This is a genomic window from Pseudoclavibacter sp. VKM Ac-2888 (assembly GCF_015351285.1).
In the GTDB taxonomy this organism is placed as follows: Bacteria; Actinomycetota; Actinomycetes; order Actinomycetales; family Microbacteriaceae; genus Pseudoclavibacter.
Window position 1 is genome coordinate 2,553,866 of record NZ_JADKSM010000001.1, and the last position, 15,029, is coordinate 2,568,894.

A 15,029-nucleotide genomic window follows, 5' to 3' on the forward strand; every position below is an offset into this window, starting at 1 on the left:
TTACTTCTTGTCCTTGTCGTCCTCGTCGTCCACGACCTCGGCGTCGACGATGTCATCGTCGGCTGCCTGGTCTCCGGCGGGTGCGTCGGCCGCGGGGGCCTCTGCTGCCTGCTCAGCCTGGGCTGCGGCGTAGATGGCCTCGCCGAGCTTCGTCTGGCTGGTGTTGAGCTTGTCGAGCGCCGACTTCACGGCCGCGTCGTCGTCGCCTGCGAGGGCCGTCTTGAGCGCGTCGACATCGCCCTGGACCTCGTTCTTGACGTCGGCGGGGAGCTTGTCGTCGTTCTCGGTGAGCACCTTCTCGACCTGGTAGACCGTGGTCTCGGCGATGTTGCGCTGCTCGGCGCCTTCGCGGCGCTTCTTGTCTTCTTCCGCGTGCTCTTCAGCCTCGCGGACCATGCGCTCGATGTCTTCCTTGCCGAGGCTGGAGCCGCCGGTGATCGTCATCGACTGCTCCTTGCCCGTGCCCTTGTCCTTTGCGGAGACGTGCACGATACCGTTGGCGTCGATGTCGAACGTGACCTCGATCTGCGGCATGCCACGGGGGGCCGGTGCGATGCCGGTGAGCTCGAAGGTGCCGAGGTTCTTGTTGTCGCGGGTGAACTCGCGCTCGCCCTGGAAGACCTGGATCTGCACGGACGGCTGGTTGTCGTCGGCCGTCGTGAAGGTCTCGCTGCGCTTGGTCGGGATGGCCGTGTTGCGCTCGATGAGCTTGGTCATGATGCCGCCCTTGGTCTCGATGCCGAGGGAGAGGGGCGTGACGTCGATGAGGAGGACGTCCTTGCGCTCGCCCTTCAGCACACCAGCCTGGAGTGCGGCGCCGACTGCGACGACCTCATCCGGGTTGACGCCCTTGTTGGCCTCCTTGCCGCTGAGCTTCTTGACGAGCTCGGCGACGGCGGGCATGCGGGTGGAGCCACCGACGAGGACGACGTGGTCGATCTCGTCGACCTTGATGCCGGCTTCGCGGATGACGTCTTCGAAGGGCTTGCGGGTGCGCTCGAGGAGGTCCTTCGTGAGGTCCTCGAACTTCGCACGCGTGATGCTCGTGTCGAGGTTCGCGGGGCCGTTCTCCGTGAGGGAGAGGTAGGGCAGCTGGATGCTGGCGCTGGTGGAGCTGGAGAGCTCCTTCTTCGCCTGCTCAGCGGCTTCCTTGAGGCGCTGGAGCGCGATCTTGTCGTTCGCGACGTCGACGCCGGTCTGCGACTTGAACTCGGTGATGAGGTACTTGACGAGACGGTCGTCCCAGTCGTCGCCGCCGAGGCGGTTGTCACCTGCGGTGGAGCGCACCTGGATGGTGGAGAAGTCGTCGTCCTTGCCCACCTCGAGGAGGGAGACGTCGAACGTTCCGCCACCGAGGTCGAAGACGAGGATGAGCTCGTCTTCCTTGCCCTTGTCGAGGCCGTACGCGAGTGCGGCGGCGGTGGGCTCGTTGATGATGCGGAGCACGTTGAGGCCGGCGATCTCGCCGGCTTCCTTCGTGGCCTGGCGCTCGGCGTCGTTGAAGTACGCGGGGACGGTGATGACAGCGTCGGTCACCTTGTCGCCGAGGTACTGCTCAGCGTCGCGCTTGAGCTTGCCGAGGATGCGCGCGGAGATCTCCTGCGCGGTGTACTTCTTGTCGTCGATGGCCTGGGTCCAGGTGGTGCCCATGTGGCGCTTGACGGATCCGATGGTGCGGTCGACGTTCGTGACGGCCTGGCGCTTGGCGGTCTCGCCGACGAGGACGTCGCCGTCCTTCGTGAATGCGACGATCGACGGGGTGGTGCGGAAGCCCTCGGCGTTCGCGATGACCTTCGGCTCGCCACCTTCGAGGACTGCGACGCAGGAGTTCGTTGTTCCGAGGTCGATTCCAACAGCACGTGACATGTGTGGTTCTCCTTTTGTAGTGCTTGTCTGTTCTGAGTCTTCGTCGGCTCTGGTTCTGTGCTCCGAATCGGAGGCATGAAGACCTGAGCCGTCTGCGCTCAAGTTTACTCAGCACGGTGCACGCGTCAAGCTGGGCGGCTGAGAGTTGAGTGGGAACGACTCAAGTCTTGACGAGTCACACGAGTCACGGGACACACGAGGCAACGAGTTCACGCGTGGAGTCACGCGAGTTCAGCCCCGGCCCCACTGTTACGCGCATCCTGGACTCCGCCTGAGCTACCTGCCACGCTCACGCCAGCCCGCCACTCAGGCTGGCCGCCCTCGGGCCCTCGCAACGCATCCACCCACGACAGGACCGTCATGAACAGACGCCGCTCCACCTTCTCCGCAGCCGTCATCGGCGCGGCCCTCACCTCCCTCCTCCTCAGCGGATGCGCGACCGGGCAGAGCACCGCGAGCGCGGGTTCCGACACCCCCGTCGCCGGCGGCGACCTCGTGCACGCCGTCACCGCCATCGCCGACGGGTGGCAGCAGCAGCAGTCGAACAACTGGTACAAGAGCCAGGTGTGGACGCAGCTCGTCGAGACGCTCGTCTACGTCGACAACACGGGCGAGGTGCACCCGTGGCTGGCCGAGTCGTGGGAGGAGAGCGAGGACGGACTTCAGTACACGCTGAAGCTGCGCGAGGGCGTGACCTTCTCGGACGGCACGCCGCTGGACGCCGACATCGTCGCGAAGAACCTCGAGGTGCTCGGCCTCGGCGACGACAGCAAGGGCATCACGCGCTCGCCGATCGTCCCCGGGGAGTTCGCGAGCGCCGAGGCCGTCGACGACACGACCGTGCTCGTCACCCTCAGCGCACCCAATCGCGGGTTCATCCCCAGCCTCGGCTTCTTCGCGGCCGGCATCCTCGGCGAGAGCACCATCGACCTGCCGCTCGACGAGCAGGCGGACCTCGCGAACGTCGTCGGCACCGGAGCGTTCGTCTTCGAGTCGCAGGTGCCCGAGCGCGAAATCGTGCTCACGAAGCGCGCCGACTACGACTGGGCCAGCGAGGCGTTCGACCACGAGGGCCCCGCCTACCTCGACTCCATCACCTTCAACGTGCTCGAGGAGGACTCCGCACGCCAGGGCGCCCTCGAGTCCGGCCAGGTCGACTCCGTGCACTTCGTGCAGCCGAGCGAGGAGCAGCGCCTCATCGACGACGGCTTCAACGTCATCTACGGCGAGTACCTCGGCACGCCCATCAACTTCGTGCTGCGACCCAACGCCGAGATCACGGACGACGTGAACGTGCGCCAGGCCATCCAGCACGGCGTGAACCGTCAGGAGATCGTCGACACCGTCTTCAACGCCAACTGGAAGCCGGCGACCTCCTCCGTGCAGGCCGCGACACCAGGCTGGGTCGACCTGAGCGAGAAGCTCGCCTTCGACCAGGACCTCTCGAACTCGCTCCTCGACGAGTCCGGCTGGACCGAGAAGGACGGCGACGGCTACCGGGTGAAGGACGGCACGCGCCTGACGATCCCCGCATACACGTCGCCGTTCGTGAACGGCTCCGGCCAGATCCTCGAGCTCGCCGCCCAGCAGCTCAAGGCGATCGGCATCCAGCTCGAGATCCGTCAGACGGATGCGAGCACGTACAGCGATGTCTTCGCGGCTGGCGGCACCCCGATCTTCCCCGTCGCCAACTCGTTCCTGGACGCGACGACGCTGCGCCAGTACTGGGGGCAGGACTACACCAACCAGTTCCAGCTGGCGGGCGGCGAGCTCGAGGAGCAGCTGCTTGGCGTCTCCCAGACCGCGAACGGCACCGACGAACGCGCGGCGAACCTCGCGAAGCTGCAGGAGAGCGTCCTCGAGGAGGCCTACACGGTGCCGATCGTCGACAACTACCAGGTGTTCGTCACGAGCCCCGAGGTGCACGGCATCGAGACCAACGCCGTCGGCCGCCCGTACTTCTACGACACCTGGCTCGGTCAGTAGCCTTCGGCGGCGCGCCTGCACGCGGGCACTGCACTGCACTGCACCGGCCAACTTCCGTGATGCTTCGGCCCGGCTGACGTCCATCCGGGCGGGCAGCCCCGAACCATCACGGAAGTTGGCCGGACCGGACCGGACCGGACCGAACCGGACCGGACCGAACCGGGCCGGGATGGGCCGACGTCCACGCGGACCCCACCGTCCGCGCGTTCGCCTGCGCGCCGCCTCCCGCGCATAGAATCCGCGCATGGCACTCCCAGGCCGCGCCGACGATGGCGCCCCCTCCTCCAGCGACCCGACCCCGAGCGGGCGAGTCGAGACCGTCGACGGCGGGGCGGCGGTCACGCCCAAGGAGCTGAAGAGGCGCGCGACGGCGTGGGCGCTGTGGGACGTCGGCAATTCCGCCTTCCAGGCCGTTGTCGTCACGTTCGTCTTCGCGACCTACCTCGCGAGCGACCTCTTCATCGACCCGCAGGTCGCGGCGCTGGGCGACGCGAACCCGCTCGACCCGCAGTACCTGGCGGCTCAGGCCGCATCCACGAACGTCATCGCGAACCTGAGCACCGTCGCTGGACTGCTCGTCGCGCTCATCGCGCCGGTCCTCGGACAGCGCTCGGACGGCTCAGGCAAGCGCAAGCTGTGGCTCGGCATCTTCACGGGCATCACCGTGCTCATCATGCTCGCCATGTTCTTCATCCAGCCGGGCGAGGAGTACCTCTTCTGGGGCGCACTGCTGCTCGCGGTCGGCACGATCTTCGCCGAGCTGAGCGGCGTCAACTACAACGCCATGCTCTCGCAGGTCTCGACGCCCAAGAACGTGGGCCGCATCTCTGGCATCGGCTGGGGCCTCGGCTACCTGGGCAGCATCGTGCTGCTCGTGCTGCTGCTCGTGCTGTTCATCCAGTCGTTCGGCGCGGAGGGCCGGAACGGGGTGCTCGGGGTGCCGAGCGGGGTGGATGGGGGCGCGCTCGACATCCGCTTCGCCATCGTGCTCGCGGCCGTCTGGTACGTCGTCTTCGCGCTCCCCGTCATGTTCAAGGTGCCGGAGATCGCGAAGGACGAGAACCGCCCGAAGGTGGGCTTCCTCGCCTCCTACGGCGTTCTCTTCCGCGTGATCGGGAAGCTCGCGAAGAGCGACCCGAAGCTGCTCCTGTTCCTCGCCGCGAGCGCCGTCTTCCGCGACGGCCTGCAGGCGATCTTCGCGTTCGGGGCGATCCTCGCGGCGCAGGTGTACGGCTTCGCGCCGAGCGAGGTCATCTACTTCGCGGTCGCCGCGAACCTCGTCGCCGGCCTCGGGACGCTCGCTGCCGGCTGGTTCGACGACCGCTTCGGGCCGAAGCTCGTCATCATGGCGTCGCTCGTGTCGCTCACCGCGTTCTCCGTGGTGCTCCTCTTCCTGCCGTCCGAGCAGACCGTGTTCTGGATCTTCGGCCTCGCCCTGTGCCTCTTCGTGGGTCCCGCGCAGGCGGCGAGTCGCTCCTACCTGTCGCGCGCGACGCCTCCCGGGCGCGAGGGCGAGCTGTTCGGCCTCTACGCCACCACGAACCGCGTCGCGAGCTTCATCACGCCCGCCCTGTTCAGCCTCTTCGTGTTCCTCTCCGGCAACCCGAAGATGGGCATCATCGGCATCGGCATCGTGCTCGCCGTCGGCTTCCTCATGATGCTGCCCGTGCCGAGCAAGGTGAAGCAGGCGAGCGCGTAGCAGCGGACTCCGCGGCGCTCCGGGGGCGCTCCGGCGGCGCCTCAGGGAACGCCGAATCGGACACTCGATGAACGGCACGTGAACGTGCAGGACTTGCACCCATTGCAAGTTCTTTTGCACTTAGCGTTCCTCGCGTGCTCATCATCAGCCTCGCCAAGCAGCAGGGTCACCTGCTCACGCCGACCGACCGTCGGCTCGTGTCGGCCCTGCAGACGCAGCCGCTCGAGGCCACCTTCTGGAGCGCGGCCGAGCTGACCGGTCCGCTCCAGCTGCACCAGTCCGCGGCCACCCGGCTCGCGCAGCGCCTCGGCTTCGAGGGCTACCCGCAGCTTCGGGATGCGCTGCGCGCCGACTACCACGGCGGCGACGGCCCCTCGCAGCGCATCAGGGGTCGCCTCGAGCGCCATCAGGCGAGCGACGTGCTCGGTGGATTCGTCGACGACGAGCTCGCTGCGCTCTCCGACCTCCCCCGCCACGTGCAGCAGGGCGAGCTGGATGCGCTCGCCGAGCAGGTGCTGCGCGCCGGAGAGGTGCACCTCTTCGCGCAGGGCAACGCGACCGTGCTCGTCGATCTCATGAGCCGCCGCCTGCAGCGGTTCGGGATGCGCACCGTGCAGCTCACGGGGTCGCGCCGCGACATCGCCGAGCGGATCGCGCGGCTCTCGGCGGGCGACCTCCTCCTGGCCTTCGCCTTCCGCCGGGCGCCCGCCGTGCTCGGGCCGCTGCTCGACGTGGCGGCGGAGGCGGGCGCGCACAGCGCCCTCATCACCGACACCGTCGTGTGGCCCGCCCCGCGCCCGTCGACCATCATCGCCGCGCCCCGCGGCGGCAGCGACGACTACCTCTCCCTGACCGTGCCGATGGCGATCAGCAACGCACTCATCCTCACCATCGCCCGCCGTGCCGAGCCCTCCCTGCGCTCCCTCGACCGCCTCGGCACGCTCCTCGACCGCCTCGACTCCTGACCTGCACCACGACCAGCTTCACCTCGCACCCGGATGCGCCTCGACGCATCCACCCCTCACCGCTCTGCGCTCCACAGACAACGAAGGAACACCCATGCGCTTCCCCGCCCGCCCTCTCGTGACGTCCGCCGCGGCGCTCACCGCCCTCGCGCTCCTCGCCGGATGCTCCACCACCCCGACCACCGGCGACGACGCGGCATCCGCAGTCGACTGGGACTCCCTCAGCCACGACGAGCTCGTCGCGATGGCCGAAGCGGAGGGCACGGTCTCCGTGTACGCCTTCACGAGCCGCGTCGCGAGCATCGAGGAGAGCTTCGAGGCCGCCTACCCCGGCATCGACGTCGTCTCGAGCGACCTCTCCTCGACCGAGCTCATCCAGCGACTCGCGAGCGAGCACACCGCGGGCAGCACGACCGCGGATGTCGCCTACGTGAGCGACGCCCCGGTCGTCGTCACCGAGCTGCTCGCCGACGGCGTGCTGACCCCCTACGTGCCGCCGCGCGTCGCCGAGTCGCTGCCCGCCGAGTTCCAGGCGCCCCTCGTCGCGAACCGCCTCTCGACGAAGGTGCTCATGTACAACGAGGAGGCGCATCCGGATGGCGCCCCGGTCGACAACCTGTGGGAGCTGACCGAGCCGGCGTGGGCGGGCAAGGTCGTCATGGTCGACCCGAACGTGCGCGGAGACTACCTCGACCTCGTGACCGAGATGTCGCTGCGCGCCGACGAGATGGCCGCCGCCTACGAGGAGCACTTCGGCACGCCGGTCGTGCTCGACGAGGGCGTGGACGACGCGGGCCTGCAGTTCATCTCCGAGCTCTACGCGAACGACGTCGTGCTCGTCGACGACACCGACACGGTCAACGCCGCGATCGGCGCCACCGGCCAGGCGAACCCTCCCGTCGGCTTCACCTCGTACTCCGACCGCCGCGACAACGAGGACGAGGGATGGGCGCTGCAGGTGGCCGCGAACGTCGCCCCGTCGCCCGGCATCGCGTTCCCCGCGATGCTCGGCGTCACCGCGAACGCCCAGAACCCGGCAGCCGCGCGACTCCTCATCGACTACATGATGGGCGATGACACCGAGACGGGCGGAGAGGGCTTCGAGCCGTTCTACGTCGCAGGCGACTACCCGACGCGCAGCGACGTGGTCGCGCCAGCCGACGCCGTCTCGCTCGACGAGCTCGGCGCGTGGCGCATCGAGCCGGAGTCGTCCGCCGAGCGCCGCGACGAGATCGCCGACTTCCTCCTCAGCATCCAGTGACGCTCCTCGCCACGTCCGTCGGCCGCGGCCCCACCCCTGCGCGGGGCCGCGGCTGGCGGACGGTCGCATCGCGAGGCCGCATCGGCGTGCTCGCGGCGGTCGTCATCGCCATCCTCGTCGTCCTCGTGGCGCTCCCCCTCGGCGGCCTCGTCGCCGCGACCGTCGGCGAACGGGGTGCCGGCGCGTGGGGCGACGTGTTCGTGGGGCGCATCGCGGGCAACCTCTTCTGGCAGCCGCTCGGGAACTCGCTGCTCGTCGGCCTCGGAACGGGACTCCTCTCGACCGTGATCGGCGCGTTCCTCGCCTGGGTCGTCGTCATGAGCGACGTGCCCGGCCGGAAGATTATCGGCGCGCTCGCCGCCGTGCCCTTCGCCCTGCCGAGCTTCGCCATCGCGCTCGCCTGGGAGACGGTCTTCCGCAACGACCGCATCGGCGGCTCCCCCGGCCTGCTCCAGTCGTTCGGTATCGCGGTTCCGGATGCGCTGTCCTGGGGAGCCGTGCCGATCACGCTCACGCTCGTCGCGCACTACTTCTCGCTGTCCTTCCTCGTCGTCGCCGCAGCCCTCGCGAACGTCGGCGGGGACCTGCTCGCGGCTGCCGAGCTGACCGGAGCCTCCAGGCTGCGCATCGCCCTGCGCGTGACCCTGCCCTCGGTCGCCCCCGCGCTCCTCTCAGGGTTCCTGCTCGCCTTCGCCGAAGGGGTCAGCAACTTCGCCGTGCCCGCCCTGCTCGGCCTGCCCGTCCGCTTCCAGACCCTGAGCACCCGCCTCTACGGGTCCATCTCGACGGGCGACGTCGAGCGCGGCTACGTCCTCTCGATCCTCCTCGTCGTCATCGCGGCCGCCGTGCTCTTCCTCGGCACGAAGGCCACGGGGCGCGGCTCGTTCGCAACGCTCACCGGCAAGGCGACGCAGGCCCGCGCCGTGCGGACCGGCGTCTGGCGCATCCCACTGCTCGTCGCCGCATCCACGCTCGTGCTGGTCACGGCGATCGTTCCAGGCATCGTGCTCGCCGTGAGCACCGTGCTGCGGCGCACGGGGCGCGTCGACGGCGGCTTCACGCTGCACTTCTGGACCGGCGGGTCCGACCCCGGCATCGCGCAGGGCGTGCGGGGCATCCTCACCGACCCCACCGTCATCACCGCGCTCGGCGGCACCCTCGCGCTCGGGGCCTCCGTGGCGGTCGGGGCGATCGTGCTCGGCGTGCTCGGCGCCTACGTGCTGCGTCGCCTCCCGCGAGCGCGCGTCACGTCCGGGACGATCTCGTTCCTGTCGTACGTGCCCTTCCTCATCCCCGGCGTCGCGTTCGGAGCCGCGTTCATCGCGCAGTTCGGGACGCCGATCGGCCCGCTCCCCTCGCTCTACGGCACCTTCTGGATCCTGGTCCTCGCGGGCGTCGCGGCGAGCGTCCCGTTCGCGTTCCAGACCTCACGGGCTGCACTCGGCCAGGTCTCGAGCGAGCTCGAGGAGGCAGCGACCGTCGCCGGTGCCCGCGGACCGCGCCGGCTGGCGCGCATCCTGCTGCCCCTCTCGGCCAGGGGCGTGGTGGGCGGAGGCGTGCTCGTCTTCGTGACCATGGTGCGCGACCTGTCGCTTGTCGTGCTGCTCGTCACGCCAGCCACCCCGCTGCTCTCGACCATGACCTTCCGGTACGCCTCCGAGGGGTTCACCCAGCACGCCAACGCCATCACCCTCATCATCGCCGCCATCTCGGTGGCCGCCACCCTCCTCGCCCGCAGACTGCAGGGCGACCGAAACGCCGGGAGCACCACGTGACCGCCATCACCCTCGACCGCCTCGCGAAGGCGTTCGGCCGCCAGAGCGCGGTGCGCGACATCGACCTCGATATCCCGGACGGCGCCTTCGTCGTGCTGCTCGGGCCCTCCGGATGCGGGAAGACCACGACGCTGCGCATGCTCGCGGGGCTCGAGGAGCCGACGGCGGGGCGCATCCGCTTCGGCGACCGGGTCGTCGCCGACGGCGACACGGGCGCGTCCGTGCCGGCGAGCAAGCGCGGGCTCGGCATGGTGTTCCAGAGCTACGCGCTGTGGCCGCACATGCGCGTGCGCGACAACATCGGCTGGCCGCTCAAGGTCGCCGGCTGGGGCTCCGCCGAGCGTGACGCTCGAGTCGCCGAGGTGCTCGGCATGCTCGAGCTCGACGGCCTCGCCGATCGCTTCCCGGCCGAGCTCTCCGGCGGCCAGCAGCAGCGCGTCGCCATCGCCCGCACCGTCGCGCCGAAGCCCGGCGTGCTGCTCTTCGACGAGCCCCTCTCGAATCTGGACGCGCGGCTGCGGCTCGACACGCGGGCCGAGCTCGTGAAGGTGCACCGGCTGAGCGGTGCGACGAGCGTGTACGTCACGCACGACCAGGTGGAGGCGCTTGCCATGGCGACCCACATCGCGGTGATGCGTGACGGGGCGATCGAGCAGTTCGGCACGCCGCAGGAGCTGCTCGATCGACCCGCGACCGCGTTCGTCGCTTCCTTCCTGGGGAGCCCCGCGAAGGTCATGCTCCGCGGTGAGGTCGGCCGAGGGCGCCTCTTCCGAGGCGTGGCACCGCTCGCCGAGGTGCCCGACGTCCCGGACGGGACGACGCTCCACGCCATGTACGCACCGGAGTCGATCTCGGTCGGGGCCGGCGGGCTCCTCGAGTTCGAGGTACTCGAGTCGACCCCGGTCGCAGGACGATGGATCACGACGGGCCTCGCAGGCTCCGACCGCCTCTCGATCGTCACCGACCGGGCCCACCAGCCTGGCGAGGCGACGCGCCTGCAGCCGCCGGAGCATCCGGACGCGATCTTCTCGGCGGACGGCTCGCGGCTCGCGGCCGCCGGGGACGCGGCGGGGACCGAGCTCGCGGGGGCGGCCCGATGACCGCGCTGCTGCTGGTTCGCCACGGCGCGACCTCGTGGACCGCCGAGCGCCGCCTGCAGGGGCGCACCGACATCGACCTGACCGCGAAGGGCCGGTCGGATGCCGCGGCGCTGCGGGATGCCGTCTCGGTGTGGGCCCCTTCCAGCGTGGTCGCCTCGCCGCTGCTCCGTGCTCGCTCCACAGCGTCGGCGCTCAGCGATCTCGAGCCGTCGATCGACGAGCGCTGGGCGGAGGCGACGCTCGGCGAATGGGAGGGGCGCGTGCCGGCGGAGATCGGGCCGGACTACGCAGAGTGGCGTGCGGGGCGGCTCGTGCCGCCCGGCGGAGAGTCGGCGCCAGCGCTTCGAGCCCGCATCGAGGGCGCCGTCGCCGACGCCGCCAGGCGCCCAGGACCCGTGCTGGTCGTCACCCACGGTGGCACGATCCGCGCGGTCCTCGCGCGCTACATCGGACTCACCGCGGACCTCATCGAGCCCGTCGCCGCACCGAGCCTCACGGCGATCGACGTGCAGCACGACGGCTCGGCTCGCCTCGTCGCCTTCAACGTGGCGCGGTAGCGAGCCGCGCCCCGAGTGTTACCCCCGGGGCGCGGCTCGCTGGCGAAATGTCGGTGGTCGGCACAAGACTTGACGCCATGACGAACAGCTCGGCAGGCCAGCTCCCCACGACACTCCTCGGCGACGGCCTCGTGACGACCGTCCAGGGCTACGGCGCGATGAGCCTCAGCGATGCCTACGGGCCCATCGACGACGCGCAGGCGCTGCGCACGCTGCAGCATTCGGTGGATGCGGGCATCACGTTCCTCGATACCGCCAACATCTACGGCGACGGCCGCAGCGAGAGCACCATCGCGAAGATCTTCCCGGCACAGCGGGAGCGCATCCAGCTCGCCACGAAGTTCGGCATCACGAAGGGCGACGGCGTCGGCAAGCGCGGAGTGCGCGGCGACCGCGAGCACGTCCGCGAGCAGGTCGAGCTCTCCCTCACGCGCCTCGGCACCGACCACATCGACCTCTACTACCAGCACCGCGTCGACCCGAACGTGCCGATCGAGGACACGGTCGGGTTCGTCTCCGAGCTCGTCGCCGAAGGCAAGGTCCGCCACATCGGGCTGAGCGAGCCGACGGGCGCCGAGATCATCCGCGCGGCCGCCATCCACCCGATCGCCGCGGTGCAGAGCGAGTACAGCATCTTCAGCCGCGACCTGGAGGCGCACGTCATCCCCGCCATCCGCGAGGTCAGAGCCGGGTTCGTGCCCTACTCGCCTGTCAGCCGCGGCCTGCTCACCGACTCGTGGGCGGAGCTCGACGCCGTCTCCCCCAATGTGCGTGCCAACTTCCCCCGCTTCTTCCCCGAGAACCTGCCCGTGAACCGCGCGCTTGCCGGCGAGGTCGCCGCCGTCGCCCAGCAGCTCAGCGAAGTGCACGACCGCCACGTCTCGGTCGCCGAGGTCGCCCTCGCCTGGGTCTACGCGAAGTCGGCGGAGTTCGGCGTGGGTGTCTCCCCCATTCCCGGAACCCGCAGCCCGCAGCGCGTCGACGAGAACCTGCGTGCCATCGGCCTCGAGCTGAACGTCGAGCAGCTGCAGCAGCTGGACGCGCTCGCCGACCGAGTCGTCGGCCACCGCTCCGCCGACCCCGCCTGGACCTCCCAGGGCCGCGAAGAGGCACAGCTCGCTCGTTCCTGACCCGGCGGATCCCCAGCTTGCCGAGTTGCGGGCAAACGAAGGGCAACTAGAATCTCTCCTCATGGAAGACCCTCCCAGTCATAGTCCCAAGCCTCTCGACGTTCCGGCCGACCCCTCGGCCGCCACAGTCTGGAGGCACCACGCATGAACGAATGGGTGATGCTCGGCATCGGCCTCGTTCTCACAGTAGGAACCGGGTTGTTCGTCGCGAGTGAATTCGCGCTCGTCAACCTCGACCGAAACGAACTCGAAAAACGGCAAAGCCGCGGAGAGAAGCGACTCGGGCCCACCATCAAGGCCCTGAAGATCACGTCGACGCACCTCTCCAGCGCGCAGCTCGGGATCACGCTCACGACCCTGCTCACGGGATACACGTTCGAGCCGGCCGTCAGCTCCCTCCTCGAGGAACCCCTCACCGGAGTCGGCGTTCCCGCGGGCCTCGTGCCCGTCGCGGGAGCCATCGTCGGCATCATCCTGGCGACGCTGTTCTCGATGATCATCGGCGAGCTCGTCCCGAAGAACTTCGCACTCGCCCTCCCCAGGGCGACCGCGAAGGTCGTCATTCCGTTCCAGGCGCTCTTCACGACGGTGTTCAAGCCCGTGATCCTGCTCCTGAACAACACCGCGAACGCCATCATCCGCTCCATGGGCATCGAGCCCAAGGAGGAGCTCTCCGGTGCCAGAAGCGCCGACGAGCTGTCGTACCTCATCCGCCACTCCGCGCTCTCCGGCCTGCTCGAGGAAGACGACGCGGCCCTGCTGCGGCGCACCCTCAAGTTCGCCGAGCACGACGCGTCCGACGTCATGACGCCCCGCGTGCGCATGGCGAGCGTGGAGGTCGACGACACGGCGCAGGCGATCATCGCCCTCGCCATCGAGACCGGCTACTCCCGGTTCCCGGTCGTCGACGGCACCCCGGACAACATCACGGGGTTCGTGCACGCCAAGCAGGCGTTCGCGGTCGCCGTGGAGCGCCAGACCGAGGTCACCGCCGACGAGCTGCAGACCGAGGCGCTCCGCGTGCCGGAGTCGATGGGCGCATCCGCCCTGCTGACCCTCCTGCGCGCCGAACGCCACCAGGTTGCCGTCGTCGTGGATGAGCACGGCGGCACCGCGGGCATCGTCACGCTCGAAGACCTCGTCGAGGAGATCGTCGGGGAGCTCGAGGACGAACACGACCGACACCAGACCGGGTTCATCCGGCGCGGCCGCTCCGTCACGTTCGACGCCTCCTGGCGCCCGGACGAGGTCCTCGACCGCCTCGCCATCGAGGTGCCGGAGGACGGCGACTACGACACCGTCGGCGGATTCATCACCGACACCCTCGAGCGTCTCCCCGAGCTCGGCGACGAGGTCGCCATCGAGTCGGGCATGCTGCGCGTCGAGCGCATCGACGGCACCCGCATCGTGCGGGTCCGCTACCTGCCAGACGAACCCGACGGCGACCGGAGCCTCATGACGGGCCAGGAGCTTGCGCACGACAGAGCCCACGACCGAGTCAAGGAGGTGATGACCAATGAGTGAGTACCTGCCAGGAATCCTGTGGCTGTTCGTCCTCCTCATCGGCAACGCCTTCTTCGTCGGCGCCGAGTTCGCCGTCATCTCGGCGAAGCGATCCCAGATCGAGCCCCTCGCTGAGCGGGGCAGCCGCGCCGCGAAGACCACCCTGTGGGCTATGGAGCACGCGACGCTCATGCTGGCGACGAGCCAGCTGGGCATCACCGTCTGCTCGCTGCTCATCCTGAACGTCTCCGAGCCGGCCATCCACCACCTGCTCGAGATCCCGCTCGGGCTCACCGCGCTGTCGGCCGAGGCCATCAGCGTGATCGCGTTCGCGGTCGCGCTTGTGCTGGTCACGTTCCTGCACGTCGTGTTCGGCGAGATGATCCCCAAGAACCTCGCGTTCTCGGTGCCTGACCGCGCGTCGCTCCTTCTCGCCCCGCCCCTCGTCGTGGTCTCCAAGATCTTCAACCCGATCATCTGGAGCCTCAACACGATCGCGAACGGCGTGCTGCGCCTCTTCAAGGTCGAGCCGAAGGACGAGGCGACGAGCACGTACACGCTCGAGGAGGTGGCCGGAATCGTCGAGCAGTCGACCCGAGAGGGAACGCTGAGCGACACGTCCGGCACGCTCGCTGGCGCGTTCGAGTTCACCGAGAAGAAGGTCAGCGACGTGGATGTGCCCATCGCCGAGATGGTGCTCCTACCGGCAGGCGCGCGCCCCATCGACGTGCAGCAGGCCGTCGCCGAGCACGGCTTCTCCCGCTACGTCGTCACCGACGAGCGAGGAGAGCCGACGAGCTACATCCACATGAAGGACGTCATGGACCTCATGGGTGCTGACGCCTTCACGTCGCCCATCCCCCAGAAGCGACTGCGGAGCCTCGTCTCCGTGTCGCGCGACGCGGAACTCGAGGACGCCATGGCGGTGCTCCGCGACCGCGGCGCGCACGTCGCCAAGGCGCTCGACACCGACGGCAGGGTGACGGGTCTCCTGTTCCTCGAGGACGTCCTCGAGGTGCTCGTCGGCGAGGTGAACGCGACCTCCGCGGCCGCGTAGCCCGCCGCTTCGATCCCGCAGAAGGGATGCTCCCGCTCGGAAACGGGCGGGAGCATCCCTTTTCCGCATCCGCTGCCGCATCCACCGCCGCTTCTCGCCGCGTTGCTCGCGTTTCTTTGACAGGACGCGT

11 protein-coding genes are annotated in these 15,029 nt (G+C 69.3%); 10 read left to right on the forward strand and 1 reads right to left on the reverse strand.

Features of this window, described 5'->3' with window-relative positions; all coding sequences use genetic code 11:
• Complete coding sequence (dnaK, locus tag ITJ61_RS12040; RefSeq protein WP_104307464.1) at window positions 1–1,866, reverse strand: molecular chaperone DnaK; 1,866 nt, start codon at window positions 1,864–1,866, stop codon at window positions 1–3.
• Window positions 1,867–2,226: 360 nt separating this feature from the next.
• Here dnaK and ITJ61_RS12045 point away from each other — a divergent pair, with 360 nt between their 5' ends.
• The 10 genes from ITJ61_RS12045 (at window position 2,227) to ITJ61_RS12090 (ending at window position 14,899) form a co-directional block, all read left to right on the forward strand.
• Window positions 2,227–3,852, forward strand: coding sequence for an ABC transporter substrate-binding protein (locus ITJ61_RS12045; RefSeq protein ID WP_194686305.1), 1,626 nt, complete (start codon window positions 2,227–2,229; stop codon window positions 3,850–3,852).
• Window positions 3,853–4,096: 244 nt separating this feature from the next.
• Window positions 4,097–5,551, forward strand: a complete 1,455-nt coding sequence (locus ITJ61_RS12050; RefSeq protein WP_104330041.1) for an MFS transporter — start codon at window positions 4,097–4,099, stop codon at window positions 5,549–5,551.
• A gap of 134 nt (window positions 5,552–5,685) precedes the next feature.
• Window positions 5,686–6,516 (forward strand): MurR/RpiR family transcriptional regulator, encoded by an 831-nt coding sequence (locus ITJ61_RS12055; RefSeq protein WP_194686306.1) that lies wholly within the window; start codon window positions 5,686–5,688, stop codon window positions 6,514–6,516.
• 94 nt (window positions 6,517–6,610) lie between these two features.
• Window positions 6,611–7,777 carry an ABC transporter substrate-binding protein gene (locus ITJ61_RS12060; protein ID WP_104300071.1) on the forward strand — a complete coding sequence of 389 codons (1,167 nt, stop codon included), beginning with the start codon at window positions 6,611–6,613 and terminating at the stop codon, window positions 7,775–7,777.
• The gene (locus tag ITJ61_RS12065) at window positions 7,774–9,552 is read left to right on the forward strand and encodes an ABC transporter permease (RefSeq protein WP_194686307.1); all 1,779 of its coding nucleotides are present in this window, start codon (window positions 7,774–7,776) and stop codon (window positions 9,550–9,552) included. Before ITJ61_RS12060 ends, ITJ61_RS12065 begins: the two co-directional genes overlap by 4 nt.
• Window positions 9,549–10,652, forward strand: a complete 1,104-nt coding sequence (locus ITJ61_RS12070) for an ABC transporter ATP-binding protein (RefSeq protein ID WP_104243676.1) — start codon at window positions 9,549–9,551, stop codon at window positions 10,650–10,652. Before ITJ61_RS12065 ends, ITJ61_RS12070 begins: the two co-directional genes overlap by 4 nt.
• Window positions 10,649–11,209 (forward strand): histidine phosphatase family protein, encoded by a 561-nt coding sequence (locus ITJ61_RS12075; protein ID WP_104243678.1) that lies wholly within the window; start codon window positions 10,649–10,651, stop codon window positions 11,207–11,209. Before ITJ61_RS12070 ends, ITJ61_RS12075 begins: the two co-directional genes overlap by 4 nt.
• A gap of 77 nt (window positions 11,210–11,286) precedes the next feature.
• The gene (locus tag ITJ61_RS12080) at window positions 11,287–12,339 is read left to right on the forward strand and encodes an aldo/keto reductase (RefSeq protein WP_194686308.1); all 1,053 of its coding nucleotides are present in this window, start codon (window positions 11,287–11,289) and stop codon (window positions 12,337–12,339) included.
• 144 nt (window positions 12,340–12,483) lie between these two features.
• Complete coding sequence (locus ITJ61_RS12085) at window positions 12,484–13,863, forward strand: hemolysin family protein (RefSeq protein ID WP_194686309.1); 1,380 nt, start codon at window positions 12,484–12,486, stop codon at window positions 13,861–13,863.
• Complete coding sequence (locus ITJ61_RS12090) at window positions 13,856–14,899, forward strand: hemolysin family protein (protein WP_194686310.1); 1,044 nt, start codon at window positions 13,856–13,858, stop codon at window positions 14,897–14,899. Before ITJ61_RS12085 ends, ITJ61_RS12090 begins: the two co-directional genes overlap by 8 nt.
• The last annotated feature ends 130 nt before the right edge of the window (window positions 14,900–15,029 follow it).

Coding starts and splice junctions, on each gene's coding strand:
- ITJ61_RS12085 (WP_194686309.1), top strand. CDS start 12,484: ATGAACGAATGGGTGATGCTCGGCATCGGCCTCGTTCTCACAGTAGGA.
- ITJ61_RS12060 (WP_104300071.1), top strand. CDS start 6,611: ATGCGCTTCCCCGCCCGCCCTCTCGTGACGTCCGCCGCGGCGCTCACC.
- ITJ61_RS12075 (WP_104243678.1), top strand. CDS start 10,649: ATGACCGCGCTGCTGCTGGTTCGCCACGGCGCGACCTCGTGGACCGCC.
- ITJ61_RS12080 (WP_194686308.1), top strand. CDS start 11,287: ATGACGAACAGCTCGGCAGGCCAGCTCCCCACGACACTCCTCGGCGAC.
- ITJ61_RS12045 (WP_194686305.1), top strand. CDS start 2,227: ATGAACAGACGCCGCTCCACCTTCTCCGCAGCCGTCATCGGCGCGGCC.
- ITJ61_RS12050 (WP_104330041.1), top strand. CDS start 4,097: ATGGCACTCCCAGGCCGCGCCGACGATGGCGCCCCCTCCTCCAGCGAC.
- ITJ61_RS12090 (WP_194686310.1), top strand. CDS start 13,856: ATGAGTGAGTACCTGCCAGGAATCCTGTGGCTGTTCGTCCTCCTCATC.
- dnaK (WP_104307464.1), bottom strand. CDS start 1,866: ATGTCACGTGCTGTTGGAATCGACCTCGGAACAACGAACTCCTGCGTC.